Source organism: Microbacterium lacus (assembly GCF_039531105.1).
Taxonomy (GTDB): Bacteria; Actinomycetota; Actinomycetes; order Actinomycetales; family Microbacteriaceae; genus Microbacterium; species Microbacterium lacus.
In genome coordinates this window covers 75,549-93,578 of sequence record NZ_BAAAPK010000002.1, presented here as the reverse complement: position 1 = coordinate 93,578, position 18,030 = coordinate 75,549, and the positions used below count along the sequence as shown (strand labels likewise).

16 protein-coding genes and 1 riboswitch are annotated in these 18,030 nt (G+C 70.8%); of the genes, 12 read left to right on the top strand and 4 right to left on the bottom strand.

What is annotated here, in order from left to right; all coding sequences use genetic code 11:
- Positions 1-822, bottom strand: a complete 822-nt coding sequence (locus ABD197_RS15920) for an ABC transporter permease (RefSeq protein WP_344055961.1) — start codon at positions 820-822, stop codon at positions 1-3.
- The gene (locus ABD197_RS15915; protein WP_344055960.1) at positions 819-2,261 is read right to left on the bottom strand and encodes an ABC transporter ATP-binding protein; all 1,443 of its coding nucleotides are present in this window, start codon (positions 2,259-2,261) and stop codon (positions 819-821) included. Before ABD197_RS15915 ends, ABD197_RS15920 begins: the two co-directional genes overlap by 4 nt.
- Positions 2,262-2,374: 113 nt before the next feature.
- On the opposite strand from ABD197_RS15915, the gene ABD197_RS15910 reads away from it, so the two are divergent.
- The 7 genes from ABD197_RS15910 (at position 2,375) to ABD197_RS15880 (ending at position 10,307) form a co-directional block, all read left to right on the top strand.
- On the top strand, positions 2,375-3,442 hold the full coding sequence (locus ABD197_RS15910; RefSeq protein WP_344055959.1) for an enoyl-CoA hydratase/isomerase family protein: 1,068 nt from the start codon (positions 2,375-2,377) through the stop codon (positions 3,440-3,442).
- Between the two features lie 10 nt (positions 3,443-3,452).
- Complete coding sequence (locus tag ABD197_RS15905; protein ID WP_344055958.1) at positions 3,453-4,286, top strand: LssY C-terminal domain-containing protein; 834 nt, start codon at positions 3,453-3,455, stop codon at positions 4,284-4,286.
- Positions 4,283-4,813: a hypothetical protein gene (locus ABD197_RS15900; protein ID WP_344055957.1), complete on the top strand. Its 531-nt coding sequence runs from the start codon at positions 4,283-4,285 to the stop codon at positions 4,811-4,813. Before ABD197_RS15905 ends, ABD197_RS15900 begins: the two co-directional genes overlap by 4 nt.
- 51 nt (positions 4,814-4,864) lie before the next feature.
- Positions 4,865-5,791, top strand: a complete 927-nt coding sequence (locus ABD197_RS15895; protein WP_344055956.1) for a DnaJ domain-containing protein — start codon at positions 4,865-4,867, stop codon at positions 5,789-5,791.
- A 117-nt stretch (positions 5,792-5,908) separates the two neighbouring features.
- The gene (locus ABD197_RS15890) at positions 5,909-7,636 is read left to right on the top strand and encodes an ABC transporter ATP-binding protein (RefSeq protein WP_344055955.1); all 1,728 of its coding nucleotides are present in this window, start codon (positions 5,909-5,911) and stop codon (positions 7,634-7,636) included.
- Positions 7,633-9,663, top strand: coding sequence for an ABC transporter ATP-binding protein (locus ABD197_RS15885; RefSeq protein ID WP_344055954.1), 2,031 nt, complete (start codon positions 7,633-7,635; stop codon positions 9,661-9,663). The genes ABD197_RS15890 and ABD197_RS15885 overlap by 4 nt, the downstream gene beginning before the upstream one ends.
- Positions 9,664-9,680: 17 nt before the next feature.
- Positions 9,681-10,307 carry a hypothetical protein gene (locus ABD197_RS15880; RefSeq protein ID WP_344055953.1) on the top strand — a complete coding sequence of 209 codons (627 nt, stop codon included), beginning with the start codon at positions 9,681-9,683 and terminating at the stop codon, positions 10,305-10,307.
- A gap of 19 nt (positions 10,308-10,326) precedes the next feature.
- Here ABD197_RS15880 and ABD197_RS15875 read toward each other — a convergent pair whose 3' ends face one another.
- Positions 10,327-11,769 (bottom strand): DUF2252 domain-containing protein, encoded by a 1,443-nt coding sequence (locus ABD197_RS15875; protein ID WP_344055952.1) that lies wholly within the window; start codon positions 11,767-11,769, stop codon positions 10,327-10,329.
- 188 nt (positions 11,770-11,957) lie between these two features.
- Here ABD197_RS15875 and ABD197_RS15870 point away from each other — a divergent pair, with 188 nt between their 5' ends.
- The gene (locus ABD197_RS15870) at positions 11,958-12,632 is read left to right on the top strand and encodes a hypothetical protein (protein ID WP_344055951.1); all 675 of its coding nucleotides are present in this window, start codon (positions 11,958-11,960) and stop codon (positions 12,630-12,632) included.
- Here the strand turns inward: ABD197_RS15870 and ABD197_RS15865 are convergent.
- Positions 12,625-14,046, bottom strand: coding sequence for a D-alanyl-D-alanine carboxypeptidase family protein (locus tag ABD197_RS15865; RefSeq protein ID WP_344055950.1), 1,422 nt, complete (start codon positions 14,044-14,046; stop codon positions 12,625-12,627). The two genes, ABD197_RS15870 and ABD197_RS15865, sit on opposite strands and share 8 nt — an antisense overlap.
- A 37-nt stretch (positions 14,047-14,083) precedes the next feature.
- Positions 14,084-14,192, top strand: a riboswitch (TPP riboswitch).
- Between the two features lie 5 nt (positions 14,193-14,197).
- On the opposite strand from ABD197_RS15865, the gene ABD197_RS15860 reads away from it, so the two are divergent.
- From ABD197_RS15860 to ABD197_RS15845, 4 genes are all read left to right on the top strand, one after another.
- Positions 14,198-14,821 (top strand): ECF transporter S component, encoded by a 624-nt coding sequence (locus ABD197_RS15860; protein ID WP_344056031.1) that lies wholly within the window; start codon positions 14,198-14,200, stop codon positions 14,819-14,821.
- A gap of 5 nt (positions 14,822-14,826) precedes the next feature.
- A complete protein-coding gene (locus ABD197_RS15855; RefSeq protein WP_344055949.1) occupies positions 14,827-16,281 on the top strand; it encodes an ABC transporter ATP-binding protein in 1,455 nt (484 codons plus the stop codon).
- Positions 16,281-17,042: an energy-coupling factor transporter transmembrane component T family protein gene (locus tag ABD197_RS15850; protein ID WP_344055948.1), complete on the top strand. Its 762-nt coding sequence runs from the start codon at positions 16,281-16,283 to the stop codon at positions 17,040-17,042. The genes ABD197_RS15855 and ABD197_RS15850 overlap by 1 nt, the downstream gene beginning before the upstream one ends.
- Before the next feature lie 206 nt (positions 17,043-17,248).
- Positions 17,249-18,013: an SDR family NAD(P)-dependent oxidoreductase gene (locus ABD197_RS15845; protein ID WP_344055947.1), complete on the top strand. Its 765-nt coding sequence runs from the start codon at positions 17,249-17,251 to the stop codon at positions 18,011-18,013.
- Positions 18,014-18,030: the final 17 nt, after the last annotated feature.

The window sequence follows — 18,030 nt, the reverse complement described above, 5'->3', positions numbered from 1 at the left end:
TCAGGTGACGTCGCGGCGCCAGCTCACGAGGTGTCCGAGCACGACGAGCACCACGGCGTAGCCCAGCAGGACGAGCCCGCCGACCCACCACTCCAGTGTCCCGCCACCCGCGGCACCGGGGGTCGCGGCGGTGAAGACGCTCGCGCCGACCAGCGCGTCGCTCGCGGCTCCCGGCAGGAACCGGGTCACGTCCGACAGCCCTTCCACGAAGGCCGCCGCGGCGCGTCCGACGGGTTCGAGGAACTGCGTGAACACGAGGACGCCCACGATCGCACCGACCTGGTTGCGTACGAGCGCGCCGACGCCGATGCCGACGAGGACCCAGAGCGCGAACGCGATGATCATGCGGCCGAACAGCGCCCACGTGGCGGCGGAGCCCAGTTCGGTCGGCACGCCGTATGCGGCGAGCAGCCCTGCCGCCGGTACGACCGACGCGAGGACGCCCAGTGCCCCGAACAGCACGCCGACGCCGATGCCGACGATCACCTTCGCGACGAGCACCGACCCGCGTCGCGGGGTGGCCAGGAACGTCGGAGTCAGGGTCTTGTGCCGGAACTCGGTCGTGACCATGAGCGTCCCGATCAAGAGGGGGAACACGTAGCCCACTGACGTGGCCGTGCTGTAGAGCACGCTCGCGAGTCCGTCCGCGGGGATCGCCGGTGCGTTCCCCGGAAGGCTGCCGCTGGAGGACGCCGCGAAGACGAACCCGAGGATCGCCGCGGTGAAACCCACGTACGCGACGAGCACGATCGCAAGGATCCACCACAGTGACGTGGAGAACTGCTTCGTCGTCTCCGACCGCACCAGAGCCGACACGCTCATCGCTGCGCACCGCCTTCGTCGTCCGGGCGCGGATCGTCGCCGGCCTCCGCATGAGGATCGAACGCCGCGAAGAACGCGTCGGCTTCGCGGTCGGCATCCGTCTTCACGTACGTCTCCCACGGTCGATCGTTCGGGGCGGCCTCGAGCTCGTCGTCGATCTCGCCGAGGGCCTCCACATCGGCATCCGCGTCGAGGGGGCGGTCGTCGGCGAACGCGTCGGTCGCCGGGTTCCCGGCCGCCGGGATGATGTCGATCACGCCCGTCGCCGCGACCTGGTACACCGGGGGCGGAGCCGCCTCTTCCGCTCCGGCGGGATCGAGGTCGTCGGGATCGGGCCCGGCCGGTGCCGGTGCCGCCGGGATCACGGCGATCGCGGTCGACACCGGTGCGGGCTCGGCGGAGGCGGCGGACTCGGGCTCGGCGACCGGCGGAACTCCGGCCTCCGGCTCGGCGACCGGCGGAAGCTCGGGCTCGGGCTCGGCGACCGCCGGAGCGGCAGCGACGGCCACGGCCTCCGGCGCGGCATCCGCCATCGTCGCGTGCACGCGCGCGCCGCTCACGAGATCGAGGAACACCTCCTCGAGCGCGGGACCCTTGCGCTGCAGCGCCGAGAGGGCCACTCCCGCGGATGCCGCCACCGCCCCGATCGCGGCGGCATCCGCGCCCCGCACGGTGAGTCCGGAGCGCAGCACGTCGAACGGGATGCCGGCGTCGGCGAGCGCGCGGGTGAGCGCGGCCCGATCGGGCGCGTCGACGACCGTGGCGTACTCGGACGCGTCGGCGAGGTCCTCCAGCGCGCCCTGATAGACGAGTCGGCCCTGCGCGATGATCAGCACCGAATCCACGGTCTGCTGCACTTCGGCGAGCAGGTGCGAGGAGATGAAGACCGTGCGTCCCTCGTGCGCGAGCTCGCGCAGGAACCCGCGCATCCACTTGATGCCCTCGGGGTCGAGGCCGTTCGCGGGCTCGTCCAGCACGAGCACGCCGGGGTCGCCGAGCAGCGCATACGCCAGACCCAGGCGCTGGCGCATGCCGAGCGAGAATCCGCCGACCTTGCGGCCGCCGACGTCCGCGAGGCCCACGAGCCCCAAGGTCTCCTCGACGCGTCGCACCGGCAGGCCCGCCGCCTGCGCGTACACCTTCAGGTGGTTCGCGGCGGTGCGTCCGGGGTGGAAGCTCGACGCCTCGAGCACCGCCCCGACACTCTGAAGCGGACGCTCGAGCGCGGCGTACGGCACGCCTCCGATCGTCGCGGTGCCGCTCGTGGCTCCGACGAGGCCGAGCAGGATGCGCAGGCTCGTGGTCTTGCCCGCGCCGTTGGGTCCCAGGAATCCGGTGACGACACCGGGTTCGACGCGTGCCGACAGGCCCGAGACGGCGGTGACGGCGCCGAAGCGCTTCGTGACCCCGGAGAATTCGAGCACGTGTCCTTCGGGCATGCCGAACCTCTCGTCGTCGTGGGGGCGTTCCGTCCATCCTGGCAAAAAAGCCCCGCATCTCCCAGCGGGCGGCCCGGCACGCGATCCGGTGGCCGCCCGGTAACGTGTCGGGCGTGAGCGAAGCTGCAGAGCGCGAACCGAGTGTCCTGATCCGTCGGTCCGGCGGACTCGGGCACGTGCGGCTGAATCGCCCTCGCGCACTCAACGCGCTGGACCTGACGATGATCCGCCTGATCGCGGCGGCGCTGGAAGATTGGGAGCACGATCCCGACGTCGGCATCGTGCTGCTGGACGGCGCCGGTGAGCGGGGACTCTGCGCGGGTGGCGACGTGCGCGGCCTGTACGACCAGATCGTCGGGGGCGACGCGGCGGCGACGGCGGCGTTCTTCCGCGAGGAGTACGCCCTGAACGCCCGGATCGCCGAGTATCCGAAGCCCGTCGTCGTCTTCGCGGACGGCATCACGATGGGCGGCGGCATCGGGCTCGCCGGGCACGCCGCGGTGCGGGTGGTCACCGACCGCTCGCGGCTGGCGATGCCCGAGACCCGCATCGGCTTCACGCCCGACGTGGGCGGCACATGGCTCCTCGCGCACGCGCCCGGACGCCTCGGCGAGTACCTCGCCCTCACCGGCGCGTCAATGGATGCCGCCGACGCGGTCGCCGCCGGGTTCGCCGATCATCTCGTGCGCGCCGAGCACCTCGCGGATCTGCACGACGCGCTCCTCACCCGCGCCGATCCCGCCACCCCGACCGAACTCGTCCTGCTGTTCGACGAGACCCCCGAGGCCTCCGCGCTGGCGGCGCAGCGCCCGTGGATCGACGAGGCGTTCGCGGCCGGCACGGTGCCGGAGATCATCGACCGGCTGCGCGCGCGAGGAGAGGACGCGGCATCCGCCACCGCCGACCTGCTCGGGACCCTGTCGCCCACCGCGCTCACCGTGACCCTCGAGGCCGTGCGGCGGGCTCGAGCCCTGCCGAACCTGCGCGCGGCGCTGGAGCAGGAGTACGGCCTCGTGCTCTGGTTCGCCACGACCCAGCCCGACCTGCGGGAGGGCATCCGCGCGCAGCTCGTCGACAAGGACCGCAATCCGTCGTGGCGGCCGGCCACACTGGACGAGCTGCCGACGGATGCCGCGGCATCCGCTTTCGCCTACACCCCGCCGACGGCCCTCTGGGACTGACGGGACGATCATGAGGAACCGAGCCCGCAGGCGCTACTCGATCGGAGTGGCCGTGGACTGGTTCTTCTTCGTCTTCGCCGGGCTCGCCGCGATCTGGCTCGCGTATCTGAGCTTCACCGAGACCTTCAAGGTGGGCTGGTGGGGTGTGCTGTTCGCGATCGCGTTCTGGGTGCTCCTTGCCTACCTCGTCCTGCCGCGCCTGCACCGGATCCTCACGACGATCTACGTGCCCGAGTACTTCATCGGCCGGGCGCGCACGAGCGACGGACTTCTCGGTGACCCGGTGAACCTCGCGCTGTTGGGCGATGCCGACCAGATCCATCACGTGATGCGCGCCGCGGCGTGGACGCGAGCCGACCCCGTGACCCTCGCCTCGTCGTGGCGGATCGTGACCTCGACGCTCACCCGGCGCAGCTACGACGAAGCACCGGTCAGTCCCCTGTTCCTCTTCGGGCGGCAGCAGGACTTCGCCTACCAGCAGGAGGTCGACGGCAATCCCGCCCAGCGCCACCACGTGCGGTTCTGGAAGTGCCCGGACGGGTGGCTCCTCCCCGGCGGCACGCGCGTGGAATGGCTCGCGGCGGGGACGTTCGACACCGCGGTCGGGCTTTCGCTGTTCACGCTGCAGATCACCCACCGCATCGACGCCGACACCGATGTCGAGCGCGACCACATCGTCCGCACCGTCACCGGCGCGGACCCGCGGGTCGCGCTGACCGTGCTGAAGGACTTCTCCACGGGCTATCACGCCCGCAACGGCGGGGGAGACAGCATCCGCACGGACGGCGACCTGCCGATCATCGACGTCCGCGCCGTCGACAGTCCGCGGACGGTGACGACGTGACCGGCACCCCCGCGAAGCGCCCCGCCTACGAGCCCGCCGCCGACCTGCTCCAGCGGCAGCGGTACGACCCGGACATGGCTCGCCCCGGCACGATCGTGGCGGGCGCCGTGCTCGTGCTGCTGCGGGTCGTCGCGGGCCTGATCACCATCCTGATCGTCACGCTGGATGCGCCGCAGTGGTCGCAGGACATCGGACTGGTGGTCGACGACGCCGAGGTCGTCCCGGGCGCGACCGGCGCGGTGCTGGCGGTGCTGGCCTCGGTCGTCGGGATGTTCCTGCTCGCCGACCTGATCTTCGCGGTCTTCATCCTGCGCGGGCGCAATTGGGCGCGCGTGGCCGTCATGGTCTTCTCGACCCTGTCGATCACGTCCGTGTTCGCCCAGTGGTGGAGCGAGGACCAGGAGATCACGATCAACACGAGTCTGCTGTCGGTCGGCCTGGACATCCTGATCCTCCTCGCGCTGTCCAGCCGCAGTGCGGCCGCGTACGCCCGCCGGAATGAGCGACCGCCCAGCGCCAGCGATTAGCCTGGATCGCGCCGTGCCCGCCCGCGCGCGGCGCCTGCGAGGGGAGCTGGAGTGTTCGACAGCCCGCTGTCCGCGTCCGCGTACGACGTGCTCGGCGTCGACCCGGCGGCCGACGAGGAGACGCTCCGCAAGGCGTACCGACTGCGGCTGCGCCAGACGCACCCCGACACCGGCGGCGACGCGGCGGTCTTCATCCAGGTCCAGCGGGCGTGGGAGCTCGTCGGAACCGCCGAAGCCCGCACCGCATACGACCGCGGTCACGGTTTCGGTGACGCACCCGCCGCCGAGTGGTCCGGCTGGCGCTCGACGCCGCGGCCGGCCGACACGCGGCCGCGCGCGAAGTCGTTCGGCCAGCCGGGCGGATGGCGCCGCGAGCGCTACCTCGACCTCATCCGCGAGTGGGTCGGCCGCGGTGTCGCCGTGGAGGATCCGTATGACCCGGTCCTCGTGCGCCGTGCGCCGCGGGAGCTGAGACGGATGCTGGCGGATGCGCTCGCCGAAGAGGCCACGGCGCGCGTGGTCGCCGACCTCGGCATCGGCTACACGGTGTGGCACGACGTGGCGGCCCCCGTGCGCGGCGGGACCGGCGACGACAAGCTCGATCACATCGTGCTCAGCCCGTCCGGCCTGTACGCCGTGCTGTCGGAGGACTTCGGCGGCCCGGTGACCGTGCGGCGGGGCGAGCTGACCGGCGACGTCGTGCCCGGCACCCCCGTCGCCGACCTGCTCGCGCGGGTGCGGTCGATCTCGCGTTCGGCGGGGGTCCGCTTCGGCGGCGTGATCGTCGTCCTCCCCGATGAGGACCTGCTGCAGCCCGTCACCGACCTGGGCCGGACGCGCGGCATCCCGGTCGTCCTCGTCGCGCGCGGGGCGCTGTCGAACCTGCTGCGGCAGGGTGTGCCTGGTGCCCGCTCGATCGGCGGGAACGAGATCTTCGACGTCCGTACCCGCCTGCAGCAGGCCGTCCGTTTCGTGTGAGAGCGGTTCCGCCCTGAGCGGACAAATCCGGACGGCGGGTGAGCGTGTCCGGAGTTGGTGGCAGTGTGGAGCGGTGGCGCCGCCGCGCCGCGTCGGTCGACCCTTCTCGGAGATCCCGTGCTCGGCAAACTCCTCTTCAGATATCTCAAGACCTATCGCTGGCTCCTGCTCGGCGTCCTCGTCTTCCAGTTCATCGCCGCGATGGCCTCGCTCTACCTGCCGAGGCTCAACGCCGACATCATCGACCAGGGCGTCGCCACGGGCGACACCGCCTACATCTGGTCGACGGGAATGCTCATGCTGGTGATCTCGCTCGGCCAGATCACGGCATCCATCATCGCGACCTACTTCGCCGCGCGCGCGGCGATGGCGGCGGGCCGCGACATCCGCTTCGACGTGTATCAGAAGGTGAGCGCCTTCTCCGAGCGCGAGGTCTCCGCGTTCGGTCCCGGCTCGCTCATCACCCGCAACACGAACGACGTGCAGCAGGTGCAGATGCTGGCGATGGTCGGGTCGACGATGCTCGTGACCGCACCGCTCCTGGCGATCGGCGGCATCTTCATGGCCGTGCAGCAGGACATCGGCCTCAGCTGGCTCATCGCCGTGTCGGTGCCGCTGCTGCTGGTCTTCGTGCTGTTCATGATCAGCCGGATGGTTCCGCTGTTCCGCTCGTTCCAGAAGAAGCTCGACGCGGTGAACCGTGTGATGCGCGAGCAGCTGACCGGCGTGCGCGTCGTCCGGGCGTTCGTCCGGGAGGACATCGAGGAGGAGCGCTTCGCGGTCGCCAACACCGACATCATGGTCGTCGGCCGCAAGGTCGGCTCCCTGTTCGTGCTGCTGTTCCCCGCGGCGATGCTCGTCCTCAACCTCACCGTCGTCGGCGTGATCTGGTTCGGCGGCATCCAGGTCGATGAGGGCACGATCCAGATCGGCACGCTGTTCGCGTTCATGCAGTACGTGGGTCAGATCCTCATGGGTGTGCTCATGGCGAGCTTCATGGTGATCATGATTCCTCGCGCGGCGGTCTCGGCCGAGCGCATCGGCGAGGTGCTCGCGAGCGAGTCCACCCTTGCGCGCGCCGAGAACCCGGTGCGCGACTTCGCCGCTCCCGGCTCCGTCGAATTCGACGACGCCGAGTTCACGTATCCCGGTGCGGAGTCCCCGGTGCTGCAGGGCATCTCGTTCGCCGCCCGGCCGGGTGAGACGGTCGCGATCGTCGGTTCCACCGGATCGGGCAAGACGACGCTGGTCTCCCTGATCCCGCGCCTGTTCGACGTCACCGGCGGCGCCGTGCGCGTCGGCGGCGTCGACGTGCGCGAAGCCGATCTCGACTACTTGTGGAAGGGCATCGGCCTCGTCCCGCAGCGGCCGTTCCTGTTCTCCGGGACGATCGCCTCGAACCTCCGCTTCGGCCGCGAGGAGGCCACCGACGAAGAGCTGTGGAAGGCGCTCGAGATCGCGCAGGGCAAGGACTTCGTGCAAGAGATGGAGGGGCAGCTCGACGCGCGCATCGCGCAGGGCGGCACGAACGTCTCCGGCGGTCAGCGCCAGCGGCTCGCGATCGCGCGGGCGATCGTGCATCAGCCCGACGTCCTGATCTTCGACGACTCGTTCTCGGCACTCGACCTGTCCACCGACGCCCGATTGCGCCAGGCGCTGTGGCGGGAGCTGCCCGAGGTGACGAAGATCGTCGTCGCGCAGCGCGTGTCCACGATCACGGATGCGGACCGCATCGTCGTGCTCGAAGACGGTCGCATGGCCGGAGTCGGCACGCACGAGGAGCTCCTGGAGCAGAGCGAGACGTACCGCGAGATCGTCGAATCCCAGCTGGGGGTGGAGGCATGAGCGTGCCCGACACCCTGACAGAGGAGGAGCGGGCCGAACTCGAGCTCGCCGAGCAGGCCCGGCAGAGCTCCGGCGACTGGGACAGTGTCAAGCCCGGCAAGGCCGACAACTTCGGCAAGAGCTTCGCCCGCATGGTCGGGCTGCTCAAGCCCCACGCCGTCGCGTTCGTGTTCGTGTCGATCCTCGGCGCGATCGGCGTGTTCCTCGCCGTGATCGCCCCGAAGATCCTCGGCGAGGCGACGAACATCATCTTCGAGGGCGCCGCCTCGAACGCGCTCGCCGCGCAGTTCCCGGCCGGAACGTCGCAAGAGACCGTGGTCCGTTCGCTGAACGCCGCGGGCCAGACCGATCTCGCAAACATGATCGGCGCGATGAGCGATTTCACCGTCGGCACCGGCGTCGATTTCGACGCCCTCCGCATGGTGATCGTCGCGGTGCTCGCGATCTACGTCGTGTCCTCGTTCCTGAGCTGGATCCAGGGCTACGTGATCAACATCATCATGGTCCGGACGATGTGGCGCCTGCGCGAATCCGTCGAGACGAAGATCAACCGTCTGCCGTTGTCCTACTTCGACAAGGTGCAGCGCGGCGAGCTCATCTCCCGCGTCACGAACGACATCGACAACATCACCCAGACGATGCAGCAGTCGCTCTCGAGCGTGGTCACCTCGGTGCTGACCGTGATCGGCGTCCTGATCATGATGTTCTCGATCTCGTGGCAGCTCGCGCTGGTCGCGCTGATCTCGCTGCCGCTCATGGCCGTGATCTTCGGCGTGATCGGACCCCGCTCGCAGAAGGCGTTCGGCACCCAGTGGCGCAAGGTCGGGCGACTCAACGCCCGCGTCGAGGAGTCGTTCTCGGGTCACGCGCTCGTGAAGGTCTTCGGTCGCGAGGCCGACTCGCGCGAGAAGTTCCAGGTCGAGAACGAGGAGCTCTACCAGGCCAGCTTCAAGGCGCAGTTCCTCTCCGGCATCATCATGCCGGGCATGATGTTCGTCGGAAACCTGACGTACGTCGGCATCGCCGTGCTCGGCGCGCTCATGGTCGCGAACGGCCAGCTCCGGCTGGGTGATGTGCAGGCGTTCATCCAGTACTCGCAGCAGTTCACCCAGCCGCTGTCGCAGCTGGGCGGCATGGCCGCGGTGATCCAGTCCGGCACGGCGTCCGCAGAGCGGGTGTTCGAGCTGCTGGATGCCGACGAGCAGGAGCCCGACGCGGTCGATGCCCCGAAGCCGGTCGACGGCGACGGCGTGATCGAGTTCGAGAACGTCCGGTTCTCCTACTCTCCCGATCACCCGCTCATCACCGACCTGTCCTTCCGGGTGGAGCCGGGCCAGACCGTCGCGATCGTGGGACCGACCGGTGCGGGCAAGACGACGCTCGTGAACCTGATCATGCGCTTCTACGAACTCGACGGGGGGCGGATCCTGCTCGACGGGCAGGACATCGCCGAACTCACCCGCAACGACGTGCGCTCGCGCACCGGCATGGTGCTGCAGGATCCGTGGCTGTTCGCCGGGACGATCCGCGAGAACATCCGGTACGGGCGCGAGACCGCGACCGACGAGGAGGTGATGGCGGCCGCCGTCGCCACGCGCGTCGACCGCTTCGTGCACTCGCTTCCGGACGGGTACGACACCGTCCTCGACGAAGAGGCGTCGAACGTCTCGGCGGGCGAGAAGCAGCTCATCACGATCGCCCGGGCGTTCGTGGCGCAGCCCTCGGTGCTGATCCTCGATGAGGCGACATCCTCCGTCGACACCCGCACCGAGCTGCTGCTGCAGCACGCGATGGCGGCGCTGCGCGAAGGACGCACCTCGTTCGTGATCGCGCATCGCCTGTCCACGATCCGGGATGCCGACCTCATCCTCGTGATGGAGCACGGCGACATCGTCGAGAAGGGCACGCACGACGAGCTGATCGCCGCGCAGGGTGCGTACTGGCGCCTGTATCAGTCGCAGTTCGAGCAGGCAGCGTCCGACATGGGACCGGCCGTGGCCGAGGCCGCCGAGGTGCCGGCGCCCTAGGCTCTACGCTGGCCTGCATGGAGGATCAGGCCTCGCCACGCCCGTCCCACAGCTCGACGCACGAGCTGATCGCGGTGATCCTGCTCTCCCTGGTCGCGGTGCTCACGGCGTGGTGCGGCTTCCAGTCCACGAAATGGGGCGGGGACTCGTCGGTGGCGTTCTCCGAGGCGTCCGCGGCGCGCACCGAGGCCTCCGATCTGGAGGGTCAGGCGCGGGACGCCCGCATGATCGACATCAACCTCTACACGCAGTGGGTGCTCGCCGGCGCGGACGACGACCCCGCCCTCGCGGACTACATTCAGGAGCGCTTCTCGCCGGAGCTCGCGGTCGCCTTCCAGGCCTGGCAGGCCGACGGGATGCAGGAGCGCGGCCCCTTCGCGATGGACGAGTACGTGGCGCCCGGCAGCACAGAGGCGGCCGCGAAGACGAAGAAGGCCGATGAGCTCCAGGCCTCCGCGCTCGAGCTCAACGACAAGGGCGACAGCTACTCGCTCATGACGGTGCTGTTCGCCCTCGTGCTGTTCCTCGCCGCGATCGCCCAGCGGGGCATCTCGCTCCTCGCGTCACGCATCGTGCTGGGTCTCGCCGGCGCGATCGCGCTCGGCGGACTCGTCGTGCTGTTCACTTTCCCGGTGCGCTTCTGACCCGCCGGGCCGGGACGGCTCAGAGGCCGGGCTCGGCAGCGAGGCGGCCCGAGTCGATCGCAGCGATGAAGGCGGCGTAGTCCGCCTCGTTCTGGTCGGCGTAAGCGGTCGCGAACGACACCATGGCCTCATCGAACGTCGTCGCCGCGCCGAGGTACGCGGCGATCTCGACCCGGTCGCCGGCGCGGGCGTGCGCGCGGGCGAGTGTCTCACCGCACAGGCGCGCATACAGCTCGAGTCCGCGTGGCACGGCCTTCTCGGGGTCGAAGGAGCCCTTCCAGTCGCGCAGCTGCCGGATGTAGAAGTCCCGCTCGATCCCGCCCTCGCCGCGGACGCGCTGCCAGCCGAGGAAGATGTCGCTCGAACCCTGCATGAGCCTCTGCCCGCGCACGACCCGCTCGCCCTGGTTCTCGTACGCGCACGGCGCCAGGAAGCGCTCGAGCACGGACGCCTGCGCCTCTTTCGCCTGCAGGAACAGCGGATCCTCGTCGTCGCGTCCTTTCAGCAGCACGATCCACGCGCGAGTGCCGACGCTGCCGACCCCGACGACCTTGCGGGCCATGTGCACGTACGAGAACTCGGCGAGCGGGTGCTGCCCCCTCGGCAGCGTCTGCCGATAGGCGTCCAGGATCTCCCGCATGCCGGCCTCGGTGGCCTCGATGTTGCTGTCGGCGTCGTACAGGTCCTCGACCGGCACGATGAGCGGCGGGTCGGCGATGATCCGCATCCGACCGTCCTGCACCGACACCAGCTTCGAGAACGCCTGCATGCTGTCCCGCGTGCGCGCCTTCGCGACCACCGCATCGAATGTCTTCAACTGCCGCTTCTGCGCCGGCTGCTCCTCGGCGTGGTCGCGCAGCCACTCCTGCACGCTGTCCACGTCGAGGTGGTCGTACCAGGCGTCGAGGACCTTGGATGCCGCCGAGATCGCCATCCGCTCGCGATAGCCGCGTGCAGCGGCGGCGACCGCGGTGCGGCGCTCGTCCTCCGTGAAGCCGCGATCGCGTCCCGCGATCTCGATGCTCGTCACGAGCCGCTTCACATCCCACTCGAACGGCCCCGGATGCGTCTCGTCGAAGTCGTTGATGTCGAACACCAGCCGCCGCTCGGCGCTGGCGAACAGACCGAAGTTCGACAGGTGCGCGTCTCCGCACAGCTGGGCCTGGAGCCCGCTGCGCGGGGTCCGCGCCAGGTCGGCTGCCATGAGCAGGGCGGCACCGCGGTAGAACGTGAAGGGCGACACCATCATGCGCCCGTGGCGGATCGGAACGAGGTCCTGTACGCGGGAGGTCGCCTGCTCCTCCAGCAGCGAGATCGGATCGGTCCGATCGGGCGGTGCCTCCCAGACTGCGTGGCTGGAGCGCGGGGTGTGCACGCGCGCGGCCCGTCCATAGGCGCGGCGGCCCGCGAAATCTGTCGCCGCCGGTGGGGTGAGCGCGGTGGGGGACGAATCGTCGGCCATGGTGTCTCCTTCTCGTGCGTCGCCCCGTGCGAGAAGGGGGCGATCTCCGAGTGCTCGACAGTCTGCCCGCTCGGTCTCCGCGGGGGAACACCGCTGCCGTCGCCGAGGAGAAAGATCACCCGAAAAGGGTGCTCTCCGGGGCCGCGTCGCCCTCGTGCGCGGCCCCGCGGTGGTGCCAGACTTCCCGGATGAACGATCGTGCACGCCCGGCGCGGCGCCAGCTCACCTCGCCGCGGGCGGCCGCCCTCGCCGGGGTGATCTTCGCCCTGCTCTTCGCCATAGCCCTCGTGCTCCTGCGCACCTCGCTGCCCGAGACGCTTGCCGCCCATGCTGACTGGTCCGACTCCGCGATCACGACCCGGTTGACGATCGGTCTCGCGCTCATGCCGTTCGCAGGCATCGCGTTCCTGTGGTTCATGGGCGTCGTCCGCGATCGGTTCAAGGACGCGGAGGATCAGCTGTTCTCGTCCGTCTTCGTCGGATCGGGTCTGCTGTTCCTGGCGATGGTGTTCGTCTCGTCGGCGATCGCGGGCGGCATCGTCGCCAGCGCGCCCCTCATCGCCGACGATCAGAGCCGGCTGGAGCTCACCACGTTCGGTCGCGCGGTCATGCTGCAGGTCAGCAACATCTACGCGCTGCGGATGGCGGGTGTCTTCCTCATCTCACTCGGGACTATGTGGCTGCGCACGGGCGTCATGCCGCGCTGGCTCGCCGTCATCACCTACGCCGTGGCGATCGTCCTGCTGTTCGTGACGTCGCTGAGCCTCTGGGTGACGCTGATCTTCCCGGCCTGGGTGCTCGCCGTCAGCATCCTGATCCTCGTCCAGAACTTCCGGCGGCGGACGGGGCGCGTCCTCAGTTGAGGCCGAACAGGTCCAGCGGGTGCGTCAGGCGCCACCATGCGCTCGGCGGCTCGATGTCCTCGGCGAGCTCGAGCGCCGTCGTGGCCGATCCGAGCGGACCGGTCACCGTCAGGCTGCCGACATCAGCGCCCTTCTCCCGCGCGTCGCCGAGCGAGAACTCCGTTGTCACGGTGCCGCTCGCGCCGTTCCAGAGGATCAGATCGGCGTCATCCGCCGCGACGATCGGGACGTCCTGGCCCCACAGCGTCGTCACCCGACCGGCGACGGTGTCCGCGGCGACCGAGGGCGTCGGCTGCAGCGCCGCTTCGAGTTCGCTGTACAGGGTGCGCGACGCCGCGAGCCGGGCGTCGTCGTCGGGCTGACCGAGCACGGCGGCGTAGGTGCGGACGACGGTGTCGCCGATCGTCAGATCCTTCGCCGACAGCAGGTTCCACGTGTCCAGGGACCCGGTCTTGATGCCGACGACACCCGGATCGGCGAGGAGTCCGTTCGTGTTGGTCACGACCCCCGCACCGGGCAGCTCGACCGAGGGCTTCGCAACGATCTCCGCGATCACCGGGTTCGCGAGCGCCCGCTTGGCCAGGGCGATGAGCGCTTCCGGACTCGCGGTGTTGCGGGCGTCGATCCCGGTCGGCTCGACGACCGTGATACCCGGCACCCCGTGAGCGGCAAGCCAGGCGTTCGCGGCGCTCGCGTAGACGGCATCCGTCGGCCAGAGGTTGCCCGCCAGGCGGTCGGCGTAGTTCCCCGCCGACCCCATGAGCATGCCCTCGAGCAGCTGGTACTGCGTGAGCGTGCCGCCGACCGGCACGTCCAGGGCGGACTCGTTGTTGCGCAGGTAGCTCCAGTATTCGTCGCTGTCGCGCGCGGTGAACCGGAACTCCGGTCCCTGCTCGCCGAGCGCGAGCGGCATCTGATCGAGGACGACGAGCGCGGTGACGACCTTCGTGATGCTCGCCATGGGGACGGCATCCGGAGCGGACGCGACGACCCCGTTCATGCCCTCGACCGCGACGGAGGCGCTGCCCGCGCCCGGCCAGGTGAGGGCGGCCGCGGGGGCGGGGATCGGATCGACCTGCGCGGGCTCGACAGTGGGAGCGACCGCGTGCAGCGGCCAGAGCAGCGTGACGGCGGCGTACCCGCCGAACAGCAGCGCGATGATGATCACCGGGACCAGGACACCGGCTCGCCACGGTGAACGGCGCGGCGCGTCGCTCAGCAGATCGGCGCCGACCGGGAGGAACGGCGTCTCGGCGGCGGCGAGCGTCGTCGCCGCGGGCGCCGTGCGCGTGAGGGCTTCCTCGTCGACCCACGTGAACGCGACCGGGCCGGAGCGAGCGACGGGCTGTTCGATCAGCACCTGTTGGGCACGCTGCGCGCGACGAGACGCGGGCGGGGCCTCGTCGACGGTCATCCGCCCAAAATACCGCCTCGCGGCTGGGCTATGATCATCGGGTCAACACGGGAGTCCGGTGTGCCGGGCTGAGAGGAAGCGAAAACGCTTCGACCGTCGAACCTGATCTGGGTCATGCCAGCGCAGGAAGGAGTCCATTGTGAGCACGTCCATGTCCACATCCCCCGTCACGACCACCCGGTCGCGGCCCGCCCGGTGGCGCGTCGTCGACATCGTCGTCGCCAGCGTGATCGGTGTCGCCTCAGGCCTGGTGTTCCTCGCCTGGAACGTCCTGTACCGCGGTCCGAGCGAGCTGCTCTCGCCTCTGCTCCCGGGCCTGCAGGGACTTCTGGACGGACCTTGGCTGTTCGCCGGTGTGCTCGGCGCGCTCATCATCCGTAAGCCCGGCGCCGCGGTCTACACCGAACTGCTGGCCGCGGCCGTGTCCGCGCTCACGCTCGTCGGCAACACGTGGGGCGCGGTCCTCACGCTCGAGGCGGGGCTCGTGCAGGGTCTCGGCGCGGAACTCGTGTTCCTCGCGTTCTTCTACCGGCGCTGGAACCTGCCGGTGGCGATCCTCGCCGGGGTGGGCGCCGCGCTCGCGGGTGGCATCAACAACCTGATCCTCTGGTACGCCGGGGCCGACGTCACGTTCGTCGTGGTCTACCTGGTCAGCACGATGCTCTCGGGCGCGGTGATCGCGGGTGCGCTGTCCTGGCTCCTCGCCCGTGGCCTTGCCGCGACCGGCGCCCTCGACCGCTTCGCCTCCGGCCGCGACGCCCGCCGCCGCGTCTGAGCGCGGTGCCTGCCGCCGCACCGGGCCCGGCCGCCGTCACCGCGAGCGGATGGGGCTGGCGCCACGCGGGACGCTCCGCCTGGGCGCTGCGCGACGTCAGCCTGCGCATCGAGCCGGGGGAGCGCGTGCTGCTCCTGGGCGCATCGGGATCGGGCAAGTCGACGTTCCTGAAAGGCCTGGCCGGCGTCCTCGGCGGCGATGAAGAGGGCGATCGGGCGGGCGAGCTGACGATCGACGGGATGCCGCCCGCGGCCTCCCGCGGGCGCGCCGGGCTCGTGCTGCAGGACCCCGACGCGCAGGTGATCCTCGCCCGGGTCGGCGACGACGTCGCGTTCGGCTGCGAGAACCTCGGCGTCCCGCGCGCGGAGATCTGGCCGCGCGTGCGCGATGCCCTCGACCGGGTCGGGCTGGACGTCGCCCTGGACCGTTCGACGAGCGCGCTCTCCGGCGGGCAGAAGCAGCGGCTCGCGCTGGCCGGGGTGATCGCGATGCGGCCCGGACTCGTTCTGCTGGACGAGCCGACCGCGAACCTCGACCCGGGGGGCGTCGCGGAGGTGCGCGCGGCGGTCGCCGCACTGGTGGGCGCCGGGGAGACGACGCTCGTCGTGGTCGAGCATCGCGTCGAGGTCTGGCTCCCCCTCGTGGATCGGGTGATCGTGCTCGGCGAAGGTGGGGTGGTGGCGGACGGCTCGCCCGATGCGGTTCTCGGGGCCCGGGGGACGGAGCTCGCCGCGCACGGGGTCTGGGTGCCCGGCATCCCGCCCGCTCTGCCGTCGCCGCCGGCGCATGCTCCCGCCGAGATCCTCGTGCGAGCACGAGGTCTCGCCGTGGAGCGGGTCCGTGCTCAGCCGGTCGCCGCGGGCATCGAGCTGGACGTACGGGCCGGGTCGGCGCTCGCGATCACGGGGCCGAACGGCGCCGGCAAGTCGACACTCGGGCTGACCCTCGCGGGGCTCCTGCCCCCGGCATCCGGTGTCCTCGAGGCGACCCCTGCGCTGGCCGGAGGCGTCGGAGCGCAGCCGATCCGCTGGCGCTCGCGGGACCTCCTCACCCGGATCGGCACGGTATTCCAGGACCCGGAGCATCAGCTGCTCGCGCGCAGCGTCCGGGAGGAGCTCGCGGTCGGTCCCGCAGCCCTCGGGCTGCCCGCGACGGAGACCGCCGCCCGCGTGGACGAGCTGCTGTCCCGGCTGCGGCTCGCGCATCTCGCCGACGCGAACCCGTTCACGCTCTCCGGGGGCGAGAAGCGGCGACTGACCGTGGCGGCGATGCTCGCGACGAGACCCCGGATGCTGGTCCTGGACGAACCGACGTTCGGTCAGGACGCCCGCACGTGGGGCGAACTCGTCGCTCTCCTTGCAGAGCTGCGGGACGCCGGCTCTGCGGTCGTCGCGGTGACGCACGACCTCGATGTCGCTGCGGCCCTCCACGCCGAGCGGTTCGCGCTGGGGGTGTCCTGATGCGCGGCGTCGCGCGGATCAACCCCGTCGCCAAGCTCGGGGCGGCCGTGCTCATCACGGTCCCGCTCGTGCTGACGCTCGATGTCGTCTCGGCGGCGGTCGCGCTCGCGCTCGAGCTGCTGCTCATGCCGTTCGCCGGTCTCGGCTGGCGCGAGTTCTGGCGCCGCACCTGGCTCGTCTGGGTCCTCGCTCCGCTCACCGGCCTCACGATCGCGCTCTACGGCCGCACGTCCGGACAGGTGTACGTCGAGTGGCTCGCCGTGCGGGTGAGCGACGGGTCGCTCGAGCTCGCACTCGCCACGACGCTGCGCGTGCTGGCGATCGCCCTGCCGTCGGTCGTGCTGTTCGCCACGGTCGACCCGACGGATCTGGCCGACGGGCTCTCGCAGATCCTGAAGCTGCCGGCGCGGTTCGTGCTCGGCGGCCTCGCGGGGCTCCGCATGGTGGGGCTGTTCCTGGATGACTGGCGAGCGCTCGAGCTCGCCCGCCGGGCGCGCGGCGTCGCCGACCGCGGGCGGCTGCGCCGGTTCCTCGGGATGGCCTTCGCGCTGCTCGTGCTGTCGATCCGGCGGGGGTCGAAGCTCGCGACGGCGATGGAGGCGCGGGGCTTCGGTGCGCCGGGCGCACGGACGTGGGCGCGGCCGTCGACGTTCGGCGCCGCAGAGTGGGGCCTGATGGCCGTCGGCGCCGCGATCGCCGCCGCGGCCCTGTCCGCCGCGGTGGTCTCCGGCTCGTGGAACTTCATCCTCGGCCCGGGGTGATCCCGTCGTGGCCGCGAGACTGCACGGGAGCGCCGAAACCTAGGGGATTCGCCTGCGTCTCGGCGTGCAGATGCAGTTTCGCGGTGCGGGAGCGGGCGTACCCTGGGCGACGGATGCCGCGACGCCGGTGCCGGACGCGGCCGGGTTCACGGTGGAACTGAGTCCCATCTAAGCTGGGATGCAGTCGCACGTTCGAAGGAGAGCACATGGACATCAGCGGAGCTTCCGCGCTCGTCACCGGCGGCGCCAGCGGCCTGGGACTCGCGACCGCCCGCCGGCTCGCCGCCGCGGGCGCCCACGTCACGATCATCGACCTGCCCTCCTCATCCGGAGCCGATGTCGCGGCCGAACTGGGCGGCACGTTCGCGCCCGCCGACGTCACGAGCCCCGAACAGGTCGCCGACGCGGTGCGCCAGGCGGCGGCATCCGGCCCCCTGCGGGTCGTCGTGAACTGCGCCGGGATCGCCCCGCCCGCCAAGGTGCTCGACCGCGACGGCAACCCCTCGCCTCTCGACGGGTTCGAGCGCATCGTGCGCGTCAACCTGATCGGCACGTACAACGTGATCTCGCAGGCCTCCGCCGTCATGGCCCGCACCGACCCCGATGCCGACAGCGGCGACCGCGGACTCGTCGTCAACACGGCGAGCGTCGCGGCGTTCGACGGGCAGATCGGCCAGCCGGCGTACTCGGCGAGCAAGGGCGGCGTGCACGCGATGACGCTGCCGATCGCGCGCGAGCTCGCCCGGTACGGCATCCGCGTCCTCACGATCGCCCCCGGGATCATGGAGACCCCGATGCTCGCCGGGCTCCCGCAGGCGGCGCAGGACTCCCTCGGCGAGCAGGTGCCCTACCCGGCGCGGCTCGGCCGTCCCGACGAATACGCGTCGCTCGTGATGGAAGCCGTGCGCAACGGCTACCTGAACGGCGAGACCATCCGACTCGACGGTGCGATCCGCATGGCGCCGCGCTGACCCCCACCCAGGAGACT

Bases quoted from the DNA above. Each gene is read 5' to 3' on its own strand.
- ABD197_RS15845 (WP_344055947.1), top strand. From the start codon at position 17,249: ATGGACATCAGCGGAGCTTCCGCGCTCGTCACCGGCGGCGCCAGCGGC.
- ABD197_RS15860 (WP_344056031.1), top strand. From the start codon at position 14,198: ATGTCCACATCCCCCGTCACGACCACCCGGTCGCGGCCCGCCCGGTGG.
- ABD197_RS15915 (WP_344055960.1), bottom strand. From the start codon at position 2,261: ATGCCCGAAGGACACGTGCTCGAATTCTCCGGGGTCACGAAGCGCTTC.
- ABD197_RS15870 (WP_344055951.1), top strand. From the start codon at position 11,958: ATGAACGATCGTGCACGCCCGGCGCGGCGCCAGCTCACCTCGCCGCGG.
- ABD197_RS15875 (WP_344055952.1), bottom strand. From the start codon at position 11,769: ATGGCCGACGATTCGTCCCCCACCGCGCTCACCCCACCGGCGGCGACA.
- ABD197_RS15865 (WP_344055950.1), bottom strand. From the start codon at position 14,046: ATGACCGTCGACGAGGCCCCGCCCGCGTCTCGTCGCGCGCAGCGTGCC.
- ABD197_RS15880 (WP_344055953.1), top strand. From the start codon at position 9,681: ATGGAGGATCAGGCCTCGCCACGCCCGTCCCACAGCTCGACGCACGAG.
- ABD197_RS15885 (WP_344055954.1), top strand. From the start codon at position 7,633: ATGAGCGTGCCCGACACCCTGACAGAGGAGGAGCGGGCCGAACTCGAG.
- ABD197_RS15920 (WP_344055961.1), bottom strand. From the start codon at position 822: ATGAGCGTGTCGGCTCTGGTGCGGTCGGAGACGACGAAGCAGTTCTCC.
- ABD197_RS15850 (WP_344055948.1), top strand. From the start codon at position 16,281: ATGCGCGGCGTCGCGCGGATCAACCCCGTCGCCAAGCTCGGGGCGGCC.
- ABD197_RS15905 (WP_344055958.1), top strand. From the start codon at position 3,453: ATGAGGAACCGAGCCCGCAGGCGCTACTCGATCGGAGTGGCCGTGGAC.